Source organism: Oenococcus kitaharae DSM 17330 (genome assembly GCF_000241055.1).
GTDB lineage: Bacteria > Bacillota > Bacilli > Lactobacillales > Lactobacillaceae > Oenococcus > Oenococcus kitaharae.
The window spans coordinates 196,761-217,306 of record NZ_CM001398.1 but is presented as its reverse complement, the minus strand read 5'-3'; the positions used below and the strand labels follow the sequence as shown (position 1 = coordinate 217,306).

Genomic DNA, 20,546 nt, shown 5'->3' with positions numbered 1-20,546 from the left:
ATGGCCGATATGCATCAGCATATGGATATGCCCCCTAAAGCTGCTGATCACAGCCATAGTATGTCAGGAATGAAAATGGCTCACATGGATATGGACGTGGATGATATGAGCAGCCATGCCCAGCATCATGATATGCCAGGTATGAAGATGGATCATGCTGATATGATGGCCGCCGCCGATTTTAAGGGTAAATTTTGGGTTTCGTTGGTTCTCACAATTCCAGTTCTGCTCTTATCAAATCTGATGGGTTTGCTCAAAACGCCGATCATTCTTTTTCCGGCTTCTCAATGGCTCGCAGCTGTGATTGCGACCGTCATTTTCGTATATGGCGGTGGTCTCTTTCTTCAACATGCTCGCATGGAATTACAAATGCACAAGCCGGCGATGATGAGTTTGATTGCCATGGCTATTATCGTGGCTTATCTTTATAGTGTATATGCCCTCGTTACCGGCATGGGGATGGACTTTTGGCTGGAGCTGACTACTTTGATCGATGTCATGCTTTTAGGGCATTGGATTGAGCAGACCGCCACAAATAAAGCTGGCAGTGCTGTTGAAAAAATGGCTGAATTACTCCCAGCTCAAGCCATTGTGATTCATGCTGGCGGTCATCAAATGCTGATGCCTTTGTCTACAGTTAAAATCGGTGATACGGTACTCGTTAAAACTGGTCAAAAGGTACCCGTTGACGGCAAAATTATTAGCGGATCATCTGCAGTTAACGAGTCGATGCTGACTGGCGAAAGCCGGCCCGTGGCCAAAAAAGTTGGTGACCGAGTCATTGGCGGGTCCTTGAATGGGGACGGCAGTTTGCAAGTGCAGGTGACTGGTACTGGCGAATCTGGTTTTGTGGCACAAGTCATGGAAATGATCAGTAATGCTCAAAAGCAGAAATCGAAATCCGAAAACATGGCCGATACAGTTGCTTCCTGGCTATTTTATGTTGCGCTGGTGGTCGGAATTCTGACCTTTGTTATCTGGCTGTTGGTCACACATGATTTTGACAGTGCGCTGCAGCGCTTGGTTACCGTTCTCGTGATTGCCTGCCCGCATGCTTTGGGAATCGCGATTCCGCTAGTGGTTGCCCGTTCCACATCGATTAGTGCTCAGACAGGGCTGCTCGTGCGCAACCGTCAAGCGATTGAAGATGCGACTAAGTTGGATACGATTGCTTTGGACAAAACTGGTACTTTAACAGAAGGTAAATTTGTCGTCAATGATTACAGCGATGATCGGACTTTAGCAATTATTGCAAGCTTGGAGCAGGCATCCAGTCATCCCTTGGCCAAAAGCATCATCAGTTTTGCTAAACATCAGCAATTACCCTTAACTAATGTTTCTGATTATAAAACCATTCCCGGCGCCGGATTGTCTGGTATAGTTGATGGCCAGCCATATCTTGTGGTTTCAGCAAAATATCTTAAGACACAAGGGATCGCTTTTGATCAGCAAAAAAATGATCAATTAGAAGCGCAAGGAAACTCTCTATCATACTTGGTACACGCCGAAAAAGCACTAGCGTATGTTGCGCAAGGTGATCAGATTCGATCCAACGCCAAGACGTTTATTGCTGCGTTAAAGACACGCGGTATCAAACCTGCGATGCTGACCGGCGATAATGCTGGTGCCGCTGCGCTTGTTTCGTCCAACTTGGGCATTGAGGATGTCTACCCGCAATTATTGCCTGATGATAAGGAAAAAATCATTGCATCTCTTTTAGAAAAAGGACATAAGGTTGCGATGGTTGGTGATGGTATCAACGATGCACCAAGTCTGGCTCGTGCTAACGTGGGAATTGCCATTGGTGCTGGTACTGATGTAGCAATTGATTCAGCCGATGTCGTTCTGGTTAAATCTGACCCATCTGATGTTATCCGTTTTATTGATATTGCAAAGGCCACGACTAAAAAGATGATTGAGAATCTGTGGTGGGGAGCCGGTTATAACTTAATTGCTATTCCGCTGGCAGCTGGCGTATTAGCTCCAATTGGTATCGTTTTATCACCGGCCGTCGGCGCGATTTTGATGGCTCTGTCTTCGATCGTGGTCGCAGCGAACGCTTTAACGCTGAAAGCCTAAAAACGGTCAAACAAAAAACGCGTCCAACAAGTGGATACGTTTTTATTTTGTGATCAGAACATCGATTTTAGCATTCCGGACAACAAAGGACGTAACTGAACCGATCAGCAGTTTTTCAAATTGATTTAAGCCGGTAGCACCAAGGATAAGCAGATCGGCATTATATTTTTTTGGAATCTGATAAGCGATCAGCTGTCTGGGAGACCCATATTCCACGTGAATCTGTACATCTTTGACGCCGGCTGCTACAGCCTCTTTTTTCAGTTTTTCAAGATCTTCTGTGGCTTCTTTAGTCAATTTTTCTAGAAAAGTATCATCGAAGGTGCCCATAGATTGCAGTGAAGGAGTATCAATCACATGCGTAATAACGAGCTTGGTATCCTCACCATGCAGCAGGGTCATTGTGACGGCTTTTTTGAAGGCATCTGTTGCTTCTTTACTGCCGTCGGTCGCAATTAAAATTGTATTGTATGCGTTTTCCATACCTTCAGTTTAAACACTTTTTAAAGGATTATCAATTCTCTGTTAGTGGCAAAATACTATAGTTATCGTGCTATTTTTCCAGTTTGTCGAGTTCTGGATTGTCGGACTTGAACGCCGTAATTGTAATCTCTACAGCAGCTAGAAGCAGCACGATTGGCGGCCAGAAAAATAAGATAATCAGCGATATTGGGTAAGCAATCCACCAGATAGAACGCAAGAATTTATATACGGGCATTTGCTTGATGGCCTCCGCACTTTCTTGATTGATAGCCGCGATTTGTTTGGAAAGATTTAAATAACTCGCCGCCCAAGCAGCATTAATCAATAAATAAAAAATGGCCGGCACCCTGCTATTGGGGTGTGCCCCGATAAAGGCCACTGCAAAGGGAATCAAGGATAAAGCGAGAATCCATAACATGTTTGACCAATAAACGTTTTTATTGATTCTTTGGGCAATAGCGAATAAATAATGATGGTTGTACCAAGAAACCCCGACATCAGCAAAAGCAATGATATAAGCGAGGAAATAGACGCCATTTTCCTGCACTAAGGCTTGCCAGCTAGCGGTGTGAGGAACATGAAATTCCAAGACCATAATGGTTACCAATATGGCAATGATGGCGTCTGTGAAAGCTTCGAGTCTGTTTTTGTTCATGGGTCTATTTTAAACCGCTGGGATTTTTTTATTCTGACTTAAAATAAGGATATCTATGATTAATACTTTTTTGGATCGTCAATCACAATTTTATTTAGCTTTATGGCAGCATTTGCAGCTGACTTTCTTTGCACTCTTGATTGCTTCTTTGATCGCGATTCCTTTAGCGATTTATGTTTCTCGTCATGCTCGTCTCGTAGAATGGCTGCTGCAAGCTACTAGCAGCTTGCAGACGATTCCTAGTTTAGCTTTATTAGGCTTGCTGATTCCGTTAGTTGGGATTGGTTTTACGCCAGCACTGATTGCCTTATCTGTTTATGCTCTGCTGCCAATCTTCCAAAACAGTTATTTAGGCTTAAAAGAGGTAGACCCCGGCCTTGTCGAAGCTGGCCGTGCTTTAGGACTCTCACGATTTGAAATTTTAAGGTCAATCGAACTGCCTCTGGCCAAGCCCGCCATTATTGCCGGCATTCGTCTGGCAGCTGTCACAACAATCGGTACGGCTACTTTGGCAGCACTGGTAGGTGGTGGTGGATTGGGTGATTTCATCTTGTTGGGCATTGACCGGAATAACACAAATCTGATTATAATTGGTGCCTTGGCCTCTACTTTTATGGCTATTTTGATTGGCTGGCTGATTAATCAAACGACCCGGCTGCCAAAACAATTAGCAATTGCGATGCTTGCAGTTGTGTCATTTGGCATGATAACAGCGACAGCTTGGCCGGTGCTGGCTAGTGGTCAGCAGGATCGTATCGTGATTGCCGGGAAATTGGGTAGTGAGCCTGAAATTTTAATCAATATGTATCAGGATTTGATCAAGCAGTCAGATCCAAAAGCACAAGTTACCTTAAAAGCAAATTTCGGCAAAACGAGTTTTCTCTTTTCGGCGCTTAAATCAGATAAAATATCCCTTTATCCTGAGTTTACAGGGACAATCACGCAGACGTTAGCCAAAGAACCGATTAAATTACCTGCTGGCAGTGGTGCGGTACAGACTTATCAAGCAGCTCAAAAAGCCATGGCCGCACAACAGCTGACCCTGTTAAAACCGCTTGCTTACAATAATACCTATGGCATTGCAGTCAAAAAAAGTCTAGCCTTGCAATATCATATGAAAAACCTTAGCGACCTGATTAATTTGCCAAATCCCAAAGCCGGCATGACCGGTGAATTTTTGGATCGGCCCGACGGCTGGCCAGGATTGGTTAAGAATTACCACCTGCCTAATATTCCTACCATTTCAATGGATCCTGATTTGCGTTATCAAGCCCTGAATGACAATCAAAGCAATTTAGTTGATGCCTACACAACGGATTCACAGCTGGCACAATATCATTTGGTTGTCTTAAAAGATCAGCATCACTTTTTCCCAGTTTATCAAGGTGCCCCTTTGATGAAAACGCGTTTTGCAAAAAGCCATCCTAAAGTTGTGTCCGCATTGAACCACTTGGCTGGCCATATTACTCAGGTACAAATGCAGCATATGAATTATCTGGTTAATGTGCGCCACTATTCGCCTGCACGTGTTGCAAAACATTATTTGAAAGTGACCGGCTTGTTGAGATAATGGCTTTGTTTAATTATTTGCGCGTACACGCAGAGGCTTGGAAAAAGCAAAGAAACTAGCCATATTCAACAGCATCATAATGCCGCTGACTATGAAGACGCCGCGATAATCAACGATATTGGCAACGAAGGAACCTAACAGAGGACCTAACACATTTCCCATGGCCAAAAAACTTTGATTATAAGAAAAGATACGGCTTGTAAATTCTTGTGGTGTTTCGTGTGCCATGATTGCTTGAATAGCAGGATTCATAGCGGCGTTGGTCAGGCCGATAAAGAGACGAAGCACAAATAAAATCCAGACGTTTGACACAAAGGCCATTGGTATCATTGAACAGACACCAAGCATAAAGCCGCCAATTAGAATTTTGTCTGATCCGATACGATCACCCAAGCGGCCAAAGCGCGGTGCAAAAATAACAGCGGTGATGCCTGGCGCAGCAGCCACTAAGCCGGCAATCACAGATAATTGGCTAAGGTGCGGGGAAATCAGTTCGCGGACGTATTGAGATAGGATCGGGTTGATAGAATTTGTCACCAGATTGACCACCATGGATGTGATAAACAAGCCAACTGTCATTAATGGGAAGTTCACAGACTTTAAAGCAGAGGGCTGTTTGCCCTGAGGTTTCTCTGTGATCAGAGTCGTTTTATCTTCATGAATTCCAAAAATGGTCAAAAAAGTCAGAATAAAGAAAATGATACCCGTTACAAAAAAAGGAACTCGGTAACCAAAAAGATTGGCCAAAACGCCTCCCAGCAGTGGTCCTAATAAGGCGCCTGATGTATATCCGGTCACAACAATGCCAAGGGAATGCCCGGCTTCTATTTTAGGTGTGTCTTTTGCGACCATGGCATTGGCGTTAGAGACATAGCCATTAAAAAAGCCCATTAGAAAGCGCAAACCGATTAAATGCCAGACACTTGTTGAAAAACCGGTCAGCGTATACACAATCGCCATGCCTAAGGCCGCCCGAATCAGCATCGGTTTTCGGCCAACACGGTCTGCCAGACGCCCCCAGATTGGTGATACAACGGCTGTCATTAAGAAGGTGGATGAAAAAGCAATACCAGAATAAAGGTTGACTTGGGAGCGAGTAAAGTTGCCAAGACTTTCGGTGAAGAGACTCAAAAAAGGCAGTACCTCACCCGATCCGACCCCAATAATAAAGGTTCCGAACCATAGAATATAAATATTTCTTTTCCAACTTGGCAGATCGTTGAGTCTTTTCAGCATGCTTACCCCTTAAATCGTTTTCATATTTTTCGATCGCAAACAAGCTGTTTTTAAACTGAATGGTATTGTGTGGTTTATTTAACTGTTCGGCTGTATATTCATAAGGCCTTCGGCTGCTGGAGTTGTATGTTTGCAGCTCTTGGCACACGATACAACCGCTTGCTTATTTGTGATTTTGTTTGGCAAAAATCTTTCGATCTTCAATGCGTACTCAACAGCTGATCTGTTTTTTCAGCTGTTGACATGCTTTTGCAAAATATTTCATTGCGGCTGCACCTAGCTAATCTAATTGTACGCTATTTAAATCGGTCCAAATAAGGCTTAATTCGGCCGTGGCTCAAGAAAAGTTGCCGTTTAGTTGTCAATACCGATAAAATTAAAGAGTGGCAATAAGAGGCGATCATTAACAATGAAATATTCACTTAGTCAGGTAAACGAGATTGTTCATGGCAGACTGCTGAATATTGATGAGGGAAAGGCCCGACAGCTTTTTGTCACAAGTGTTGATTTTGATAGCCGCCGAATTAGACAGAACGGTTTGTTTCTACCTATATCTGATCATGATCATCCAAAAATACATGAAAAATTCGCCGATTATACAATTGCTGGCGTAGATGGCCATCTTTTTATTGATGCTACTGCCAAAAAAGGCGCTGCAGCATCTCTAGCTGATCATTTTGTGGATAGCAAGCTTCCTATCATTCAGGTAGAAGATACACAGCTTGCTTTTTGGCAATTGGCAGCAGACTATTTGAAACGGATTAATCCAACTCGCATAGCCGTGACTGGCAGCAATGGTAAAACGACAACGAAAGATTTAATTGCCTCGATTTTGGCAACAAAATATCGTGTCCACCATACCGAAGCAAGCAACAATAACGAAATCGGTTTGCCAAAAACAATTTTAGATATGCCTGAGGATACACAGATTGCTGTATTTGAAATAGGGATGGACCGTCCTGGGCAGCTAACGGCGCTCTCTGGCCTGATTCAACCAGACATCGCTTTGATTACGATGATTGGCGAAGCACATATCGCTTTTTTTAAAACACGTGAGCGAATTGCAGACGCGAAAATAGAAATCATTACAGGTTTAAAGAAAGACGGCACATTCATTTATGACGGGGATGAACCCCTGCTGACGGCGCGCGCTGGGCAGTTTGCTGGCAGAAAAATCACATTTGGCCTGGGAGCACAAAATAGATACAAGCTAGAACATGTGTCATCGAATTCAACATTGTCGTTTGATCTCAATCAACAGCATTACCAAGTGAATTTGTTAGGTGCTTTTAATGCAAAAAATACAGCTGCAGCAATTGCAGCTGCTGAATGTTTTGACCTCACCCCCTCCGATATTCAAACTGGTTTGGACCAGTTGCAATTGACTAAAAACCGTTTGCAGCTTTTAAATGGCAGCCAGGGCGAGAAAATCATTTCTGATGTTTATAATTCAAACCCAACGGCGGCTAGAGAGGCGATTCACATTTTGCAGTCTTTTCCATCAAAGGGACATAAATTTTTGGTTCTTGGCGATATGCTTGAATTAGGGGATCAGGCTGCTGCGATGCACATGGCGCTCAAGGAGCCTATTCAAACCGCTGGATTTGATCATGTCTACTTAGTTGGCCCGCTCATGCAGAATCTGGCTCGAGATCTTAATGCGCCTCACTATGATCAAAAGTCTTTAGATCGTCTAACCACAGATTTAAAAGCGCAATTATCACCCGGCGATGTGGTTCTTTTGAAGGCGAGCCACGGTCTTCATTTGGAGAAAGTCGAACAATCATTAATATAATTTGCAAAACGCGAAGCAATCCCGTACACTTAACAGGAATGACTCGCTGCGTTGAGGCAACGGATTTTGCTAGCAGCACATTTACGTTTCGAAAATTTAGGAGATTATAATATTGAAATTTGAAGAATTTGGACTCAGTCCAGAACTTTTGGCTGCGGTCAAAAAGCATGGCTATGATGAAGCCACGCCGATCCAGGAAAAGACAATTCCTTTGATCCTGCAAGGAGTTGATGTTATTGGCCAAGCACAGACCGGTACAGGAAAGACGGCTGCCTTTGGTTTGCCAATCATCGAAAAGGCTGATCCGACAGACCCTCGGATTCAAGCGCTGATTATCAGTCCGACACGTGAGTTGGCTATGCAGACTGAAGAAGAGCTGAATAAGCTTGGTGAAGAAAAACATATCAAGACACAAGTTGTCTTTGGCGGTTATGACATTCGCCGCCAGATCCACGCCCTAAAAGATCACCCACAGGTTTTGGTGGGAACACCGGGCCGTTTGATTGATCATCTGAATCGCCACACGATTGATTTGCGCGCTATTCACACGCTGGTCTTGGATGAAGCCGATGAAATGCTGAATATGGGTTTCTTAGACGATATTGAGACGATTATTCACTATACACCAGACGAACGCCAGACTTTGCTCTTTTCGGCCACAATGCCGGAAGATATCAAAAGGGTAGGTGTTAAGTTCATGGAAGACCCTGAAGAGATTCACATCGCTTCTAAGGGCTTGACCATTGACCTTGTTGACCAATATTTGGTTAACACTCGGGAATATGAGAAATTTGATGCAATGTCGCGGTTGTTTGATGTTCAACAACCGGAATTAGCCATTGTCTTTGGCCGGACAAAGCGTCGTGTTGATGAACTGACCAAAGCATTACAGCTGCGCGGCTATAAAGCTGCTGGTATCCATGGCGACTTGGACCAGGCTGCACGTATGCGGACACTCCGTTCCTTTAAGAAAGGCGAATTACAGTTCTTAGTGGCAACAGATGTCGCTGCTCGTGGTTTGGATATCTCTGGTGTGACACATGTGTACAACTATGATATTCCGCAGGATCCGGATTCTTATGTGCATCGTATCGGCCGTACCGGCCGTGCCGGACATCATGGCATTTCAGTCACGTTTGTAGTACGTGGTGAAATTGATTATCTAAGAGCTATCGAAAAACTGACGAACAAGCGCATGGCAGCTTTGAAGCCGCCTACAGCTGAAGAAGCCCATTTGGCACGTTTAAAAAATGCTAAGTCGGCTGCATTTGAAGTACTGGGCAAGACCAGTTTGGACAAAGTTGAGGACGAAGCTGCGGAACTTGCCGATCAGTATGATGGCAAGATTCTGGCAGCGGCATTGTTGAATGCTTTGTCAAAAGACAGTGAACGGACGCGGCCAGTTGATATTGCAGCAGAGAAACCTCTGCCGCATCGCCATGGCGGCGGATCGGATCATGGTCATAGCAGCAGCCACGGAAACCGTTTTTCTGGCAGCAGCCGTAGTGATAGCAGTCATGGTCGTGGCGGACGCGGTGGTGATCGTCGTGGCGGCTTTAAGAGCGAGTTTACGATTGACCGTGGCCACAAACCAGCTGATCGTCGTAACCAAAAAATCCAGGCACGCCCTAAAGGCGTTGCTAAGGCTGCACCTAAAAAACGTGAATTTAAAATTGTTAAAAAATCATGAGTTTTAGAATCGGTATCGATATTGAATCTATAAGCGACATTAAAACGGCTGTTGAAAAACACAGCCGTTTTTTGGATAAAGTACTGACCGAATCTGAAAAAAAACAGCTCAGTCAGAGGAAAGGCGCAGCCTACTACGAGTATTTGGCGAGCCGTTTTTCTGCAAAAGAATCTTATGCTAAAGCGACCGGATTCGGAATTGGCAAACACGTCAATTTTACAGATATTGAGATTTTAGATGATGAATATGGCAAACCGGCCATTAATGTTTTTCGTAAATCCCGCCTAATTAACGCAAAAAATTGTCAGGTTTCAATCTCGCATAAGCTAAAATTAGATTTGGTAGCTACTGAGGTATTAATCGAGGTTGAAGATGGTAACAGCAATTCATAGACCCACTTGGTTGAGCGTTGATTTGGACGCCGCCACACATAATTTACAGGCAATCAGACGATGGACTAAAGCCAAGAAAGTTTATGCGGTTTTGAAGGCTAACGGTTACGGCCTAGGTGCCGTGCAATTGGCTCAGGCTTTTGAGACGACAGCAGCAGCTGATGCCTTTGTTGTTTCAAATCTTGATGAAGCTTTAGAACTGCGGCAAGCTGGTATTGTTAGGCCAATTTGGGTACTAGGCGCCTGGGGGTATGAGGACCTGGATCTTTTCATTAAAAACAAGATCGTGATAACAGTACCGAGTCTTGACTGGCTGCAGCATCTTCCTATATTATCCGGGCAGCTGATGCTCAGTCTTGCCATTGATACTGGCATGACACGTATTGGTTTTGATCAGGCTGACCAGATTGCGGCGGCCAAACAGCTGATTGATCAAAACCCGCAACTATCTCTTTTTTCTGTTTATACGCATTTTGCAACGGCCGATGAATCCGGTGAGCAAAGTCAGCATTATTTCGATATGCAGCTGCAGCGCTGGCACGATTTAGTTGATAGACAAGGGTTTGATCCTGACTTGTTTAGTATGGCTAATTCAGCAACTTGTATCTGGCACGCCGGAGATCCACGGATTTCTTTTGCGGCTATCCGTCCTGGCCAGCTGATTTCTGGCGTGAATGTCAGTAACGGTGATTTGCCTATGCCTCGGGATTTGCAGTTGGAAAAAGTGTTGGGTCTCTATACGGAACTAGCTGATGTTCGTTTCGTTAAAAAAGGACAAGCTTTGAGTTATGGCGCCACACAAACGATGCCGCAAGACGGTTACGTTGGTACGATGCCCTTTGGCTACAATGATGGCTGGCTGCGGCGAATGCAAGGCAGTTCCGTGTTGATTAATCAAAAGAAAATGCCGATTTTGGGCAGAATCACGATGGACCAGACGATGGTGCTCTTGGATCAGAAATACCCGCTCGGGACGCGTGTAACGCTAATTGGCAAAGATGGTCCGGAGGAAATTACATTGGAGTCGGTTGCGGCATACTCGCACACGATTGTGGATGAGATTCAGACTACTTTAGCACCTCGTATCAAACGGATTTATACAGGTGATTTAGCCGAAGTCATTGGTGCAAATAATGGTTAGGAAAAAAGTTCCTGAACGCGGAGATATTTATTTTGCAGATTTATCCCCGGTTATCGGTTCTGAACAAGGTGGTGTCCGGCCGGTATTGGTTTTGCAAAACGACACAGGAAACATCAAAGCACCAACCGTGATTATTGCTGCGATGACTTCAAAATTGTCTAAAACCAAGCTGCCGACGCATGTTTGGCTGCCGGCTCGTGCGACGAAACTTAAAAAGCCTTCGATTATTATGCTCGAACAGATCAGAACGATCGACAAACGGCGTTTGCACGATTTTGTTGACACCTTAGAAGAAAAAAATTTGAATGATGTTGTTAAAGCACTTAAAATCAGCCTGAATTTAGACTGATTTTTTATTTTTGTCGTTTTTTTCACAAGTGATATGATACAATTGAATCTTATGTGTGAAGAAAATAACATAACTTGGAGAGAAGATTATGAATATTGCTAATGCGATTCAATCGACCTTTGAAAACATGAATGTTGTAAAGGCGATTGTTTCGACAATTTCGATTATTTTATTAGGTTTTTACCTGCGCAAGCGCGGGACTTTTGGTGAAAATTTTGGAAAAGTTCTGACTAAAGTTGTCCTGGCAGTCGCTTTGCCGGCCTTAGCCTTTAATTCCTTTATGCAGGGCATTGATTACGCAACATTTAAACAAAGTATGAATGTCCTGATTTGGGGTATCGCCATTTATATCATTTTAATTTTTGTGACAAAATTTATGTACCTGAAATACGGTAAGGATAAGAGTGATGTGCTGCGTGTCCTAACTGATTTTGGTTCAACGACTTTCTTTGGTATTCCAATTGTGGCTGGCATTTTTGGGCCGACATCGAAAGCTGTGATTTATGCCTCAGTCTTTAATATTGGCTATCGTATCTTCCTTTATTCATACGGCTACATTAAGATGTCTGGCTTAAAAATGGAAGCGAAGAATATCAAACAGATGTTTTTAAATCCGATTGTGATTGCAACTTTTGCTGGTTTAATTCTCTGGCTGATTCAAAATGCTAGTTGGATTCCACATATGAATGTGGTTGATGCAGCCGGTGTCAAGAGCAGCGTTTCTTTTTATCGAATTGATTTGACCGCGCCTTGGATTAGCCAGCCGCTGATTTATCTGGCCGGTTTGGCTTCACCTCTGGCTTGGCTGGGTATTGGTTCGACGTTGGGATCGATTTCCTTAAGTAAAGCTGCTGTTGATCGCGATTCCTGGTACTATTCGTTTAATAAGGTATTATTGGTGCCTTTGATTAATATCGTGCTGTTGGCTATCCTGGCTCTTACTCACGTTCTGCCTGTGAGCGCTGATGCCTTGGAAACGATTATCATCATGATGGCTACACCGACAGCTGCCGTTGCCTCGACTTACGCCATCGCTTTTGACCGGCAGGCCGTGTTGGCTTCTAACGCGTCGCTGCTATCGACAGTTGTCGCCACAGTGCTGATGCCTTTTTGGATCGTTGCTACGCAAATTTTAAGTGCGACAGGTCTGTTCAAATAACTAATTTTTAGATTAAGAGGAAAAAAATGACTTTTAAAATAGCTGCTTATGGTGTTCGCGAAAACGAAATCCAAAGTTTTAACGACTTGAATAAATATCACTACGATTTAAAATTGATTGCTGCAAATCTCACTCATGATAATGTCCAGACAGCTGAAGGCTGTGATGCTGTTTTGCTGCGTGGCAACAGTGTCGGTGATGTACAGAATTTAGACCAGCTAAAGGCTTACGGTGTTAAATATGTTTTCACACGTACGGTCGGTTACAACCATGTTGACCTAAAGGCTGCTGAAAAAAATGGTCAGATTGTCGCCTATGTGCCCGGTTACTCACCGTTTTCGGTTTCTGAACTAGCTTTTAGTCTAGGTTTGACGCTGCAACGGCATATTGCTTTAGCGACCTCTCGTACAGCTGCTGGGGATTTTAAAATTAAGCCAGATGAATTTGCAACAGAAATTCATGATTTAACAGTCGGCATTATTGGCACAGGCCGAATTGGTCTAGATGAGGCACTGTTGTGGAAAGGTGTCAATGCACGTGTTCTTGGCTATGATTTATATCCATCTGAAGCAGGCAAAGAACTTTTGGAATATGTTGATGAAGATCAGATTTTGGCCCAATCCGACATCATCTCATTACACGTACCGTATTTCCCGAATAGCAATCACCATTATTTCAATCGGGATTATGTGGCTAAGATGAAAACCGGTGCCATATTAGTTAACACTGCTAGAGCTGAAATTACGGATGTATCTGCTATTTTGGATGCTGTGGCCTCCGGCAAGATTCAAGGCTTTGCGACTGACGTGATTGAAAATGAAGGTAGTATTTTTGGGAAGAACTTCAATGGCCAGCCTACTGGTGATTTCGAAGCGGATCGTGCCTTAAAGCTCTATCCCAAGGTTTTGATCACACCGCACATGGGTTCCTATACGCAAGAAGCGCTGCACGACATGATTTCGATTTCATATGAAAATTTCAACGATGTGCTGACAACAGGTACCAGCAAAAATGTTTTAAAAGCCAAATAATTTAAAAGACCTTTCTGAGAATTGGTCTTTTTCTTTGTGATTAATAATTGCTTTTTGTGTATAGTCATTACATACTATTAATTAAACTAAAAGAGAAAGGATTGAAATGATAATTGGCAAAAATTTGCTGGAAGCCAAAGGTGTCGGTGTTGATTTTAGAATCAATGGTGAATGGCTGACAGCACTTTATAACGTTGATCTCTCGGTAAAGCCTGGGGAAGTATTAGCGCTTGTTGGCGAATCGGGGTCTGGCAAGTCGACTTTTGCGATGTCCGTTATGGCTTTGCATAATCCCAACCAGTCGCGTGTGACTGGTTCGATTATGCTCGATGGTCATCAAATCGTTGACGCAACGGAAGCAGAAATGAGGGAGCTTCGCGGCGTTAAGGTCGGCATGATTTTCCAGGATCCCTTGTCTGCCTTAAACCCCTTAATGAAGATTGGCGACCAGATTCAGGAATCCATGTCAGCTCACTCAATTGTTCCTAAGGAACAATGGCAGGAACACACTATCAAGCTCCTTGATGAAGTAGGTATTTCCAAACCTGAATTAGTTGCTGATCAGTTTCCTCATGAATTATCTGGTGGTATGCGCCAGCGCGTTATGATCGCGATTGCGATTGCCAATGAACCCGATCTGCTGATTGCTGATGAACCAACTACGGCTTTGGATGTTACGATTCAGGCACAAATTTTGGATTTAATTAAGGAAATTCAAGCGGAAAAAAATATTGGTGTGTTGTTGATTACTCATGATTTGGGGGTTGTGGCCGAAATGGCGGACTCTGTGGCTGTTATGTATGCTGGTCAGATTGTTGAACGCGGGACTGCCGAACAAGTTTTTGAGAATCCTTTGCATCCTTATACGCGTTCGCTGCTGCGTGCTAATCCATCATTGGATACGCTGAATGATCAACTTTACGTCATTCCAGGCGTTGTACCTGCGTTGTCGGAAATGGATCATTCGCGTGATTTATTTTTGGAGCGTGTTCCTTGGATGCAGGAAGCCGCTAAAGAAAAAGTTTCTGATGTTCCGGCCGAACCCGAAGAAGGCCATTTTGTCCGTGGCAACGCATGGAAAGACTTCAAATTTCAAGATGGCTACCTTGAACCCGGCCGCAGACAAAAGGAGGCCCAAAGTAAATGACGGAATTATTGCGAATTGAAGACCTCAAAGTCCACTATCCGATTCGGACAGGTTTTTGGAATCGAATTACAGACTATGTTTATGCGGTTGATGGTGTTAATTTTTCAATCAATGAGGGTGAAACATATGGCTTGGTTGGCGAATCTGGTTCTGGTAAGACGACTATTGGATCGGTGATCGTTGGTTTAGAGAAAGCAACTGCTGGAAAAGTTATCTATAAGGGCCAGGATGTCACCAAAGCTTCGTCTCGGCGCAAGATACACTATAACCGAGATGTTCAAATGATTTTCCAGGATTCGATGTCTTCTTTGAACCCTAGAAAGACGGTTTATCAGATCATTGCTGAACCATTGCACAACTTTGAGCATTTGGATAACAATGCTATGGATAAACGTATCAAACAATTGCTTGATATTGTGGGCCTGCCGCAACGGACTTTATATCAGTATCCTTTCCAGTTTTCCGGCGGCCAGCGCCAAAGAATCGGTATTGCCCGAGCGGTTGCGACCAATCCCAAGCTCATTGTTGCTGATGAGCCAGTCTCGGCCTTGGATCTATCAGTCCAGGCTCAGGTATTGAATTTTATGAAGGACATTCAAAAAGAATTCAATATTTCCTATTTATTTATTAGCCATGATTTAGGCGTCGTTCGGCATATGACGAAAAATATTGCGATTATGCATTTGGGTCGTTTTGTTGAAATCGGTACTCGTGATGATGTTTTTGATGATCCACAGCACATTTATACAAAACGTCTATTGGCTGCGATTCCGGAAATGGATGTCACCAATCGTGAACAAAATAAAGCGCATCGTTTGGCAATTGAGAAGCAGTATCAGGACCACCATGCAGATTATTATGATGCCAGCGGCAGGCCGTATCCGATGCGCAAATTGACAGATACGCATTCTGTTGCGATGACGCGTGAAGAGGCCGAAGCGGCAGGTGTGGCTTCGGGCAAAGCTGAGGCTGATGCTTTGGCAAAGGGAGGAGAGTAACAATGTGGAAATTAATACTTCGTCGTTTTTTAATTATGATTCCACAATTAATTTTGATGACGATCCTGCTATTTGCACTTGCAAAGATGATGCCAGGAGACCCATTTACGGGACGTTTCTCAGCGCACACTGATATTCATACGCTATTAAGGCTTCGTCGGGAAGCAGGTTTGGACGATCCATGGCCAACACAATATTTTCGTTGGATTAATAATATTTTTCATGGTAATCTAGGAAATTCCTTTGTTTTGCAGAAGCCTGTCGCGACCTTACTGGGCCAAAGAATCCAGAATACCGTTTGGCTTGGCTTGTTGAGCTTAGGCCTAGTTTATACAATTGGTATTCCGACGGCCGTTGCTTCTGCGACCCATGAAGGATCTTTCAGAGACCGTTTCTGGACTACTTATAACTCAATTACAGGTGGTATCCCGGCATTCGTCATTTACATCTTTATGCTCTTCTTGTTTGGATTCACACTGAACTGGTTTCCTACGACGGGTTCTGTCAGCATCGATGCTAACGGTTTTTGGCCCGTATTGGGCAGCCGCTTTTATCATTTGATCCTGCCGGCGCTGTCAGTTGCTCTCTTCAGTACCGTCTCACTGTTCAATACCTTAAGGACCTCATTGCTTGATGCCCGCTCAGCTGATTATGTTCGGACAGCCAGAGCTAAGGGTGTTTCTAATAAACGTGTTTTCTGGCGTCATATTTTTAGAAATTCAATGCTCCCGGTTGCTTCTACCTTCGGTTTTGATCTTGTTGGGATTTTCTCCGGTGCGGTTATTCTGGAAACTGTTTTCGGTTATCCAGGCATGGGCAGGCTATTCGTTCAATCTATCACGACGCGTGATTATACAACAATGAATGCCATCATGCTGTTTTCTGGAACCTTGACGCTTATTGGATCCATGCTGAACGATATTATTATGTCTTGGGTTGATCCAAGAATCAGGATTAAATAAGGAGGAGCTGATATGGCAAAAGCAAAAAAAATAGAACAATCAGAATCGCAAGCGCACGCTCACTCTTTTTTGAAAGCAGCTGTACGTGAATTTAAACGAGATAAGATCGCAATGATTAGCTTCTTTTTTCTCGTAATTGTTGTTTTCGGTGTCTTTATCGGATCAATGTTTATCCCAAGAGATGCTTTTTCAAATGTTGATATCATGGACACGAATCTTGCCCCATTCACAAATGGTCATATTTTGGGTACTGACGATGGGGGACGTGATGAATTTCTGTTGGTTGTCATCGCTGCTAGAAATTCGTTGTCAATTTCGATCCCTGTCACGATTGTGATCATGGCTGTTGGCATTTTTCTAGGATTAATGTCTGCCTACTATGGTGGTTTCTTTGATTGGATTTGGATGAGAATTACCGACTATCTGTCGATTGTCCCAACTCTGATGATCCTGCTGACTTTGTTAACGATCATCAATAACTATAGTATCTGGACTTTGGTTTGGGTGATCTCTCTATTTTCCTGGATTGGTTCCATGCGCTTTTTCAGAGCCTTGACTTTTGCCGAACGAGAGAACGACTATGTTAAAGCATCCAAGCTCAGCGGGTCGAGTTCGTTAGCTATTATGTGGAAACAGATTTTTCCTAATTTGAGTTCTCAGTTTTATGCACAAACCGCTTTGGCTTTCGCTGGCAATATTGGCTTGGAAACAGGTATTTCATACTTAGGCTATGGCTTGCCATACACAACGCCGTCTTTAGGAACCTTGGTTAATAAAGCGACTGATCCAGAGGTTATGACACAAAGCCCATGGATGTGGCTGCCAGCTTCCTTTTTGATTCTTGCGTTGTCTGTTTCACTGATCTTTATCGGTCAAGCATTGCGCCGTGTGGCTGATCAACGCCAATCTTTGGCTTGATCGCTAATTTGTCAGACAAGCTAACATTCAAATAGTTTCTGGTCCATTTTATCGGTAAAAAAGATAACAAACTAGTTGACAACTATTTAATATTCGTATAATATTATTTTCAATTCTTTGGAAGGATAAGGAGAGAATGTACTTATGAAAAAAATTTCTAAATGGTTTGCCGGTACCACTGCATTCGCTACGTTAGCTGGATCAGCAGTTGCTACTGTTGCTCCACTAACCGCTAGTGCTGCTACCAAAATTAAAAATCCGTTCCCTGTGACCTATAAGAGCTCGAAAAAAGCAATTAAGGGCGGCACTGTTAAAGTAGCTGAGGTATCTGATACGCCCTTCGTTGGGCAGTGGGTTCAGGCACTTTCACAAGAGGCTACTGATGCCGATGTTGAGGCACCAGCTCTTGAATCATTGTTCTGGACTGATTCACAGTTCAAATTCAAAAAGGGCGGCCCTGCTAACATCACCTTCAACAACAGTAATAAGACTGCAACGATTACTTTGCGTAAAAATCTTCGATGGTCTGACGGTTCTCAAGTAACTGCCAAAGATGTCGAATATGAATATGAATTGATTGCAAATCCAGCCTATGGTTCATCTCGATGGACAGATTCTTTAGCTGATATTGTTGGTTTGGCTGATTATCATGCTGGTAAGGCAAAGACAATTTCTGGTATTACTTATCCAGATGGTGAAAATGGGAAAGTTTTGCGCATTCAGTTTAAGACGATGCGTCCTGGTTTTACTCAATCGGGAAATGGCTTTTTCTTGGAATCAGCTGAACCATATCAGTATTTGAAGTCAGTTGATCCTAAGAAACTAGTTTCTGATGCCAAGACGACTACACGCCCATTGACTACTGGACCTTTCCGTGTTAAGAAAATTGTTCCAGGTGAATCAATTGCTTACGAACGTAACCCATACTATTGGGGCGCTAAACCAAAGCTGAACGGTGTGAATGTTACTATCATTTCTACTGCTCAAGCTGTTGCATCTATGCGTTCACATCAATACGATATTTACCAACAATTGGGCAATGATCAGTATAAGCAGGCTCGCCGTATTAAGGGCTATACCATTACTGGAAATCAAGCGCTATACTTCTCAGCTTTGTACTTCAACTTGGGACATTATGATGCCAAGACAAGTATGAACGTCACCGACCGTAAGACGCCATTGCAAAAGACCGATCTGCGTAAGGCTATCGGTTATGCACGTAACACAGCTCAAGTTTTGCAGAAATATAACAATGGCTTGTCTGTTCCTGCTAACACGACTGTACCTCCTATTTTTGGTAAGTTCTGGGATTCTTCAGTTCCTGGATATGCCGCTGCTCAGAATTTGAAACGTGCTAACAGTCTTTTGACTAAAGCTGGCTTCAAATGGAACAGCAAGAAGACTTTCCGTATTGACCCATCTACTGGAAAGCGTTTGACTCTGACATACTTGGCACGTTCCGGTGCTGCCAATTCAGAAATCATTGCGCAGAACTACATCCAACAGTGGAAGAAGGTTGGTATTACCGTTAAGCTTTATAAGGGCAAACTGACTGATTTCAACACTTGGGTTTCGATGATGACTGATCCGACCGCTGATCAAAGCTGGGACTTCACCGATGGTGCATGGTCCACATCTTCTGAACCATCACAGACTGATCTCTTCTCCGCTACTGCACCATTCAACTTTGGCCATTTTGCTTCTAAGCGCTTGACTTCTTTGCTGAATGCTACTAACAACCAAAAGTCTTTGAAGGCTTCTTATCGTGTCAAGCAGTTCCAAAAGTATCAAAAGTATGTTTATGATACAGCTTTCGTTATTCCAACTTCTTATTCTATTAACTGGATTCCGAATAATAACCGTATTAAGACTTACTCTTCGGCATATGGTAACAACCCTGGTGGTACTAAGGGTAATTCTTGGGCGACTATGCAAGTTGTTTCTAAGACTCTTGCGAAAAAGTAATCCCTCGAGTATCTATAAAAAAATTCAAAGACTCGCGAAACGCGAGTTTTTTTTATGCCCGTTTAATGAAATTTTTGGGCAATACCGTTATGATGGATAGGTTATGAATAAAAAAAATAAGATTTTAATTATTTTAGGATCGGTCCTAGTGGCGGTTTTCTTTATATGGGAAAGCGTTGCGATTTATCAGCAGAATCGTGCTAGTGAGGCTGCCTCATCTTCCAGTAGTACGGCAGCCAGTGATACCAGTTCTAGCAGCAGTAGTGCACTAAATGCGAAATATTCCAAAAGTGAGTTGAACAACATGGCTTTACCTCAATTAACAACAACAATCGGCAGCGGAGAAACAAAAGTTACTTTTGAAACCACAGCCGGAACGGTTGTAGCTAAAATTTTCAATAAATACGCGCCTTTGGCAGCGGAGAACTTTCTGACTCATGCTCAAGAGGGCTATTACAATGGATTGGAATTCTTCCGTGTCTATAAAGATTTTATGATTCAAAGTGGTGATCCGAAAAATGTTGGTACTGGCGGCCAATCGATCTGGGCCTCTGGTGCACACAAGAACGCTAAAATTGATGCTGGTACAGGGTTTAAAAACGAGATCAGCCCTAATTTATATTTCATTCGTGGTGCGATTGGTATGGCGAATGCCGGGACTGCTAATACGAATGGCTCACAGTTCTTTATTGAAGAGAGCAGCAGCAATGTACAGGCACAGATCACGGATAAAAATGCTTATCCGACTAAGATATATGATGCTTATAAAAATGGCGGCACACCGAGCTTGGATGGCAGTTATACAGTTTTTGGTCAGGTAATTTCCGGCATGAACATTGTTGATCAGATTGCTAAAGCGGATGTGACAACCAATGCCACAACTTCCGAAAAGACTTTCCCTAAGAACCCGATTAAAATCACTAAGGTCACAGTCGAAGAAAGTAAATAATCACCTAGGTGTGGTTATTTTTATATT

Annotated in this window: 18 protein-coding genes; 15 read left to right on the top strand and 3 right to left on the bottom strand. The window is 43.3% G+C overall.

The annotated features are described in order from the left end of the window. Positions 1–21 precede the first annotated feature (21 nt). Positions 22–2,079 carry a copper-translocating P-type ATPase gene (locus OKIT_RS01045; protein ID WP_422385580.1) on the top strand — a complete coding sequence of 686 codons (2,058 nt, stop codon included), beginning with the start codon at positions 22–24 and terminating at the stop codon, positions 2,077–2,079. 42 nt (positions 2,080–2,121) lie between these two features. Here OKIT_RS01045 and OKIT_RS01040 read toward each other — a convergent pair whose 3' ends face one another. Continuing rightward, complete coding sequence (locus tag OKIT_RS01040; protein WP_007744545.1) at positions 2,122–2,562, bottom strand: universal stress protein; 441 nt, start codon at positions 2,560–2,562, stop codon at positions 2,122–2,124. Between the two features lie 70 nt (positions 2,563–2,632). After that, complete coding sequence (locus OKIT_RS01035) at positions 2,633–3,217, bottom strand: TMEM175 family protein (protein ID WP_007744538.1); 585 nt, start codon at positions 3,215–3,217, stop codon at positions 2,633–2,635. A gap of 55 nt (positions 3,218–3,272) precedes the next feature. Here OKIT_RS01035 and OKIT_RS01030 point away from each other — a divergent pair, with 55 nt between their 5' ends. After that, positions 3,273–4,787 (top strand): ABC transporter permease/substrate-binding protein, encoded by a 1,515-nt coding sequence (locus tag OKIT_RS01030; protein ID WP_007744536.1) that lies wholly within the window; start codon positions 3,273–3,275, stop codon positions 4,785–4,787. A 9-nt stretch (positions 4,788–4,796) separates the two neighbouring features. On the opposite strand, the gene OKIT_RS01025 is transcribed toward OKIT_RS01030, so the two are convergent. Then, positions 4,797–6,023: an MFS transporter gene (locus tag OKIT_RS01025; RefSeq protein ID WP_007744534.1), complete on the bottom strand. Its 1,227-nt coding sequence runs from the start codon at positions 6,021–6,023 to the stop codon at positions 4,797–4,799. A gap of 409 nt (positions 6,024–6,432) precedes the next feature. Between OKIT_RS01025 and OKIT_RS01020 the strand changes: the two genes are divergently transcribed. The 13 genes from OKIT_RS01020 to OKIT_RS00960 all read left to right on the top strand — a co-directional run bounded on the left by OKIT_RS01020 (position 6,433) and on the right by OKIT_RS00960 (position 20,519). Beyond that, positions 6,433–7,818, top strand: coding sequence for a UDP-N-acetylmuramoyl-tripeptide--D-alanyl-D-alanine ligase (locus OKIT_RS01020; protein WP_007744532.1), 1,386 nt, complete (start codon positions 6,433–6,435; stop codon positions 7,816–7,818). Between the two features lie 112 nt (positions 7,819–7,930). Beyond that, positions 7,931–9,508, top strand: coding sequence for a degradosome RNA helicase CshA (gene cshA, locus OKIT_RS01015; protein ID WP_007744530.1), 1,578 nt, complete (start codon positions 7,931–7,933; stop codon positions 9,506–9,508). After that, on the top strand, positions 9,505–9,900 hold the full coding sequence (gene acpS, locus OKIT_RS01010) for a holo-ACP synthase (protein ID WP_007744528.1): 396 nt from the start codon (positions 9,505–9,507) through the stop codon (positions 9,898–9,900). The genes cshA and acpS overlap by 4 nt, the downstream gene beginning before the upstream one ends. Then, complete coding sequence (gene alr, locus OKIT_RS01005; RefSeq protein ID WP_007744526.1) at positions 9,881–11,041, top strand: alanine racemase; 1,161 nt, start codon at positions 9,881–9,883, stop codon at positions 11,039–11,041. The genes acpS and alr overlap by 20 nt, the downstream gene beginning before the upstream one ends. After that, positions 11,034–11,390, top strand: coding sequence for a type II toxin-antitoxin system PemK/MazF family toxin (locus tag OKIT_RS01000; RefSeq protein ID WP_007744524.1), 357 nt, complete (start codon positions 11,034–11,036; stop codon positions 11,388–11,390). Before alr ends, OKIT_RS01000 begins: the two co-directional genes overlap by 8 nt. A gap of 88 nt (positions 11,391–11,478) precedes the next feature. Beyond that, entirely contained in the window at positions 11,479–12,549 is a 1,071-nt protein-coding gene (locus tag OKIT_RS00995) for an AEC family transporter (RefSeq protein ID WP_007744522.1), read from the top strand. A gap of 26 nt (positions 12,550–12,575) precedes the next feature. Next, positions 12,576–13,580, top strand: coding sequence for an NAD(P)-dependent oxidoreductase (locus OKIT_RS00990; RefSeq protein WP_007744520.1), 1,005 nt, complete (start codon positions 12,576–12,578; stop codon positions 13,578–13,580). A 109-nt stretch (positions 13,581–13,689) separates the two neighbouring features. Further along, positions 13,690–14,727, top strand: coding sequence for an ABC transporter ATP-binding protein (locus OKIT_RS00985; RefSeq protein WP_148126080.1), 1,038 nt, complete (start codon positions 13,690–13,692; stop codon positions 14,725–14,727). Further along, positions 14,724–15,725 carry an ATP-binding cassette domain-containing protein gene (locus OKIT_RS00980; RefSeq protein ID WP_007744517.1) on the top strand — a complete coding sequence of 334 codons (1,002 nt, stop codon included), beginning with the start codon at positions 14,724–14,726 and terminating at the stop codon, positions 15,723–15,725. The genes OKIT_RS00985 and OKIT_RS00980 overlap by 4 nt, the downstream gene beginning before the upstream one ends. A 2-nt stretch (positions 15,726–15,727) precedes the next feature. Further along, positions 15,728–16,687, top strand: a complete 960-nt coding sequence (locus tag OKIT_RS00975) for an ABC transporter permease (RefSeq protein ID WP_007744516.1) — start codon at positions 15,728–15,730, stop codon at positions 16,685–16,687. Positions 16,688–16,699: 12 nt separating this feature from the next. Beyond that, on the top strand, positions 16,700–17,605 hold the full coding sequence (locus tag OKIT_RS00970; RefSeq protein WP_007744515.1) for an ABC transporter permease: 906 nt from the start codon (positions 16,700–16,702) through the stop codon (positions 17,603–17,605). 144 nt (positions 17,606–17,749) lie between these two features. Continuing rightward, entirely contained in the window at positions 17,750–19,570 is a 1,821-nt protein-coding gene (locus OKIT_RS00965; protein WP_007744514.1) for an oligopeptide ABC transporter substrate-binding protein, read from the top strand. A gap of 103 nt (positions 19,571–19,673) precedes the next feature. After that, positions 19,674–20,519: a peptidylprolyl isomerase gene (locus OKIT_RS00960; RefSeq protein ID WP_007744512.1), complete on the top strand. Its 846-nt coding sequence runs from the start codon at positions 19,674–19,676 to the stop codon at positions 20,517–20,519. Positions 20,520–20,546 lie beyond the last annotated feature (27 nt).

Bases quoted from the DNA above. Each gene is read 5' to 3' on its own strand.
- OKIT_RS01045 (WP_422385580.1), top strand. From the start codon at position 22: ATGGATATGCCCCCTAAAGCTGCTGATCACAGCCATAGTATGTCAGGA.
- OKIT_RS01040 (WP_007744545.1), bottom strand. From the start codon at position 2,562: ATGGAAAACGCATACAATACAATTTTAATTGCGACCGACGGCAGTAAA.
- OKIT_RS01035 (WP_007744538.1), bottom strand. From the start codon at position 3,217: ATGAACAAAAACAGACTCGAAGCTTTCACAGACGCCATCATTGCCATA.
- OKIT_RS01030 (WP_007744536.1), top strand. From the start codon at position 3,273: ATGATTAATACTTTTTTGGATCGTCAATCACAATTTTATTTAGCTTTA.
- OKIT_RS01025 (WP_007744534.1), bottom strand. From the start codon at position 6,023: ATGCTGAAAAGACTCAACGATCTGCCAAGTTGGAAAAGAAATATTTAT.
- OKIT_RS01020 (WP_007744532.1), top strand. From the start codon at position 6,433: ATGAAATATTCACTTAGTCAGGTAAACGAGATTGTTCATGGCAGACTG.
- acpS (WP_007744528.1), top strand. From the start codon at position 9,505: ATGAGTTTTAGAATCGGTATCGATATTGAATCTATAAGCGACATTAAA.
- alr (WP_007744526.1), top strand. From the start codon at position 9,881: ATGGTAACAGCAATTCATAGACCCACTTGGTTGAGCGTTGATTTGGAC.
- OKIT_RS01000 (WP_007744524.1), top strand. From the start codon at position 11,034: ATGGTTAGGAAAAAAGTTCCTGAACGCGGAGATATTTATTTTGCAGAT.
- OKIT_RS00995 (WP_007744522.1), top strand. From the start codon at position 11,479: ATGAATATTGCTAATGCGATTCAATCGACCTTTGAAAACATGAATGTT.
- OKIT_RS00990 (WP_007744520.1), top strand. From the start codon at position 12,576: ATGACTTTTAAAATAGCTGCTTATGGTGTTCGCGAAAACGAAATCCAA.
- OKIT_RS00980 (WP_007744517.1), top strand. From the start codon at position 14,724: ATGACGGAATTATTGCGAATTGAAGACCTCAAAGTCCACTATCCGATT.
- OKIT_RS00975 (WP_007744516.1), top strand. From the start codon at position 15,728: ATGTGGAAATTAATACTTCGTCGTTTTTTAATTATGATTCCACAATTA.
- OKIT_RS00970 (WP_007744515.1), top strand. From the start codon at position 16,700: ATGGCAAAAGCAAAAAAAATAGAACAATCAGAATCGCAAGCGCACGCT.
- OKIT_RS00965 (WP_007744514.1), top strand. From the start codon at position 17,750: ATGAAAAAAATTTCTAAATGGTTTGCCGGTACCACTGCATTCGCTACG.
- OKIT_RS00960 (WP_007744512.1), top strand. From the start codon at position 19,674: ATGAATAAAAAAAATAAGATTTTAATTATTTTAGGATCGGTCCTAGTG.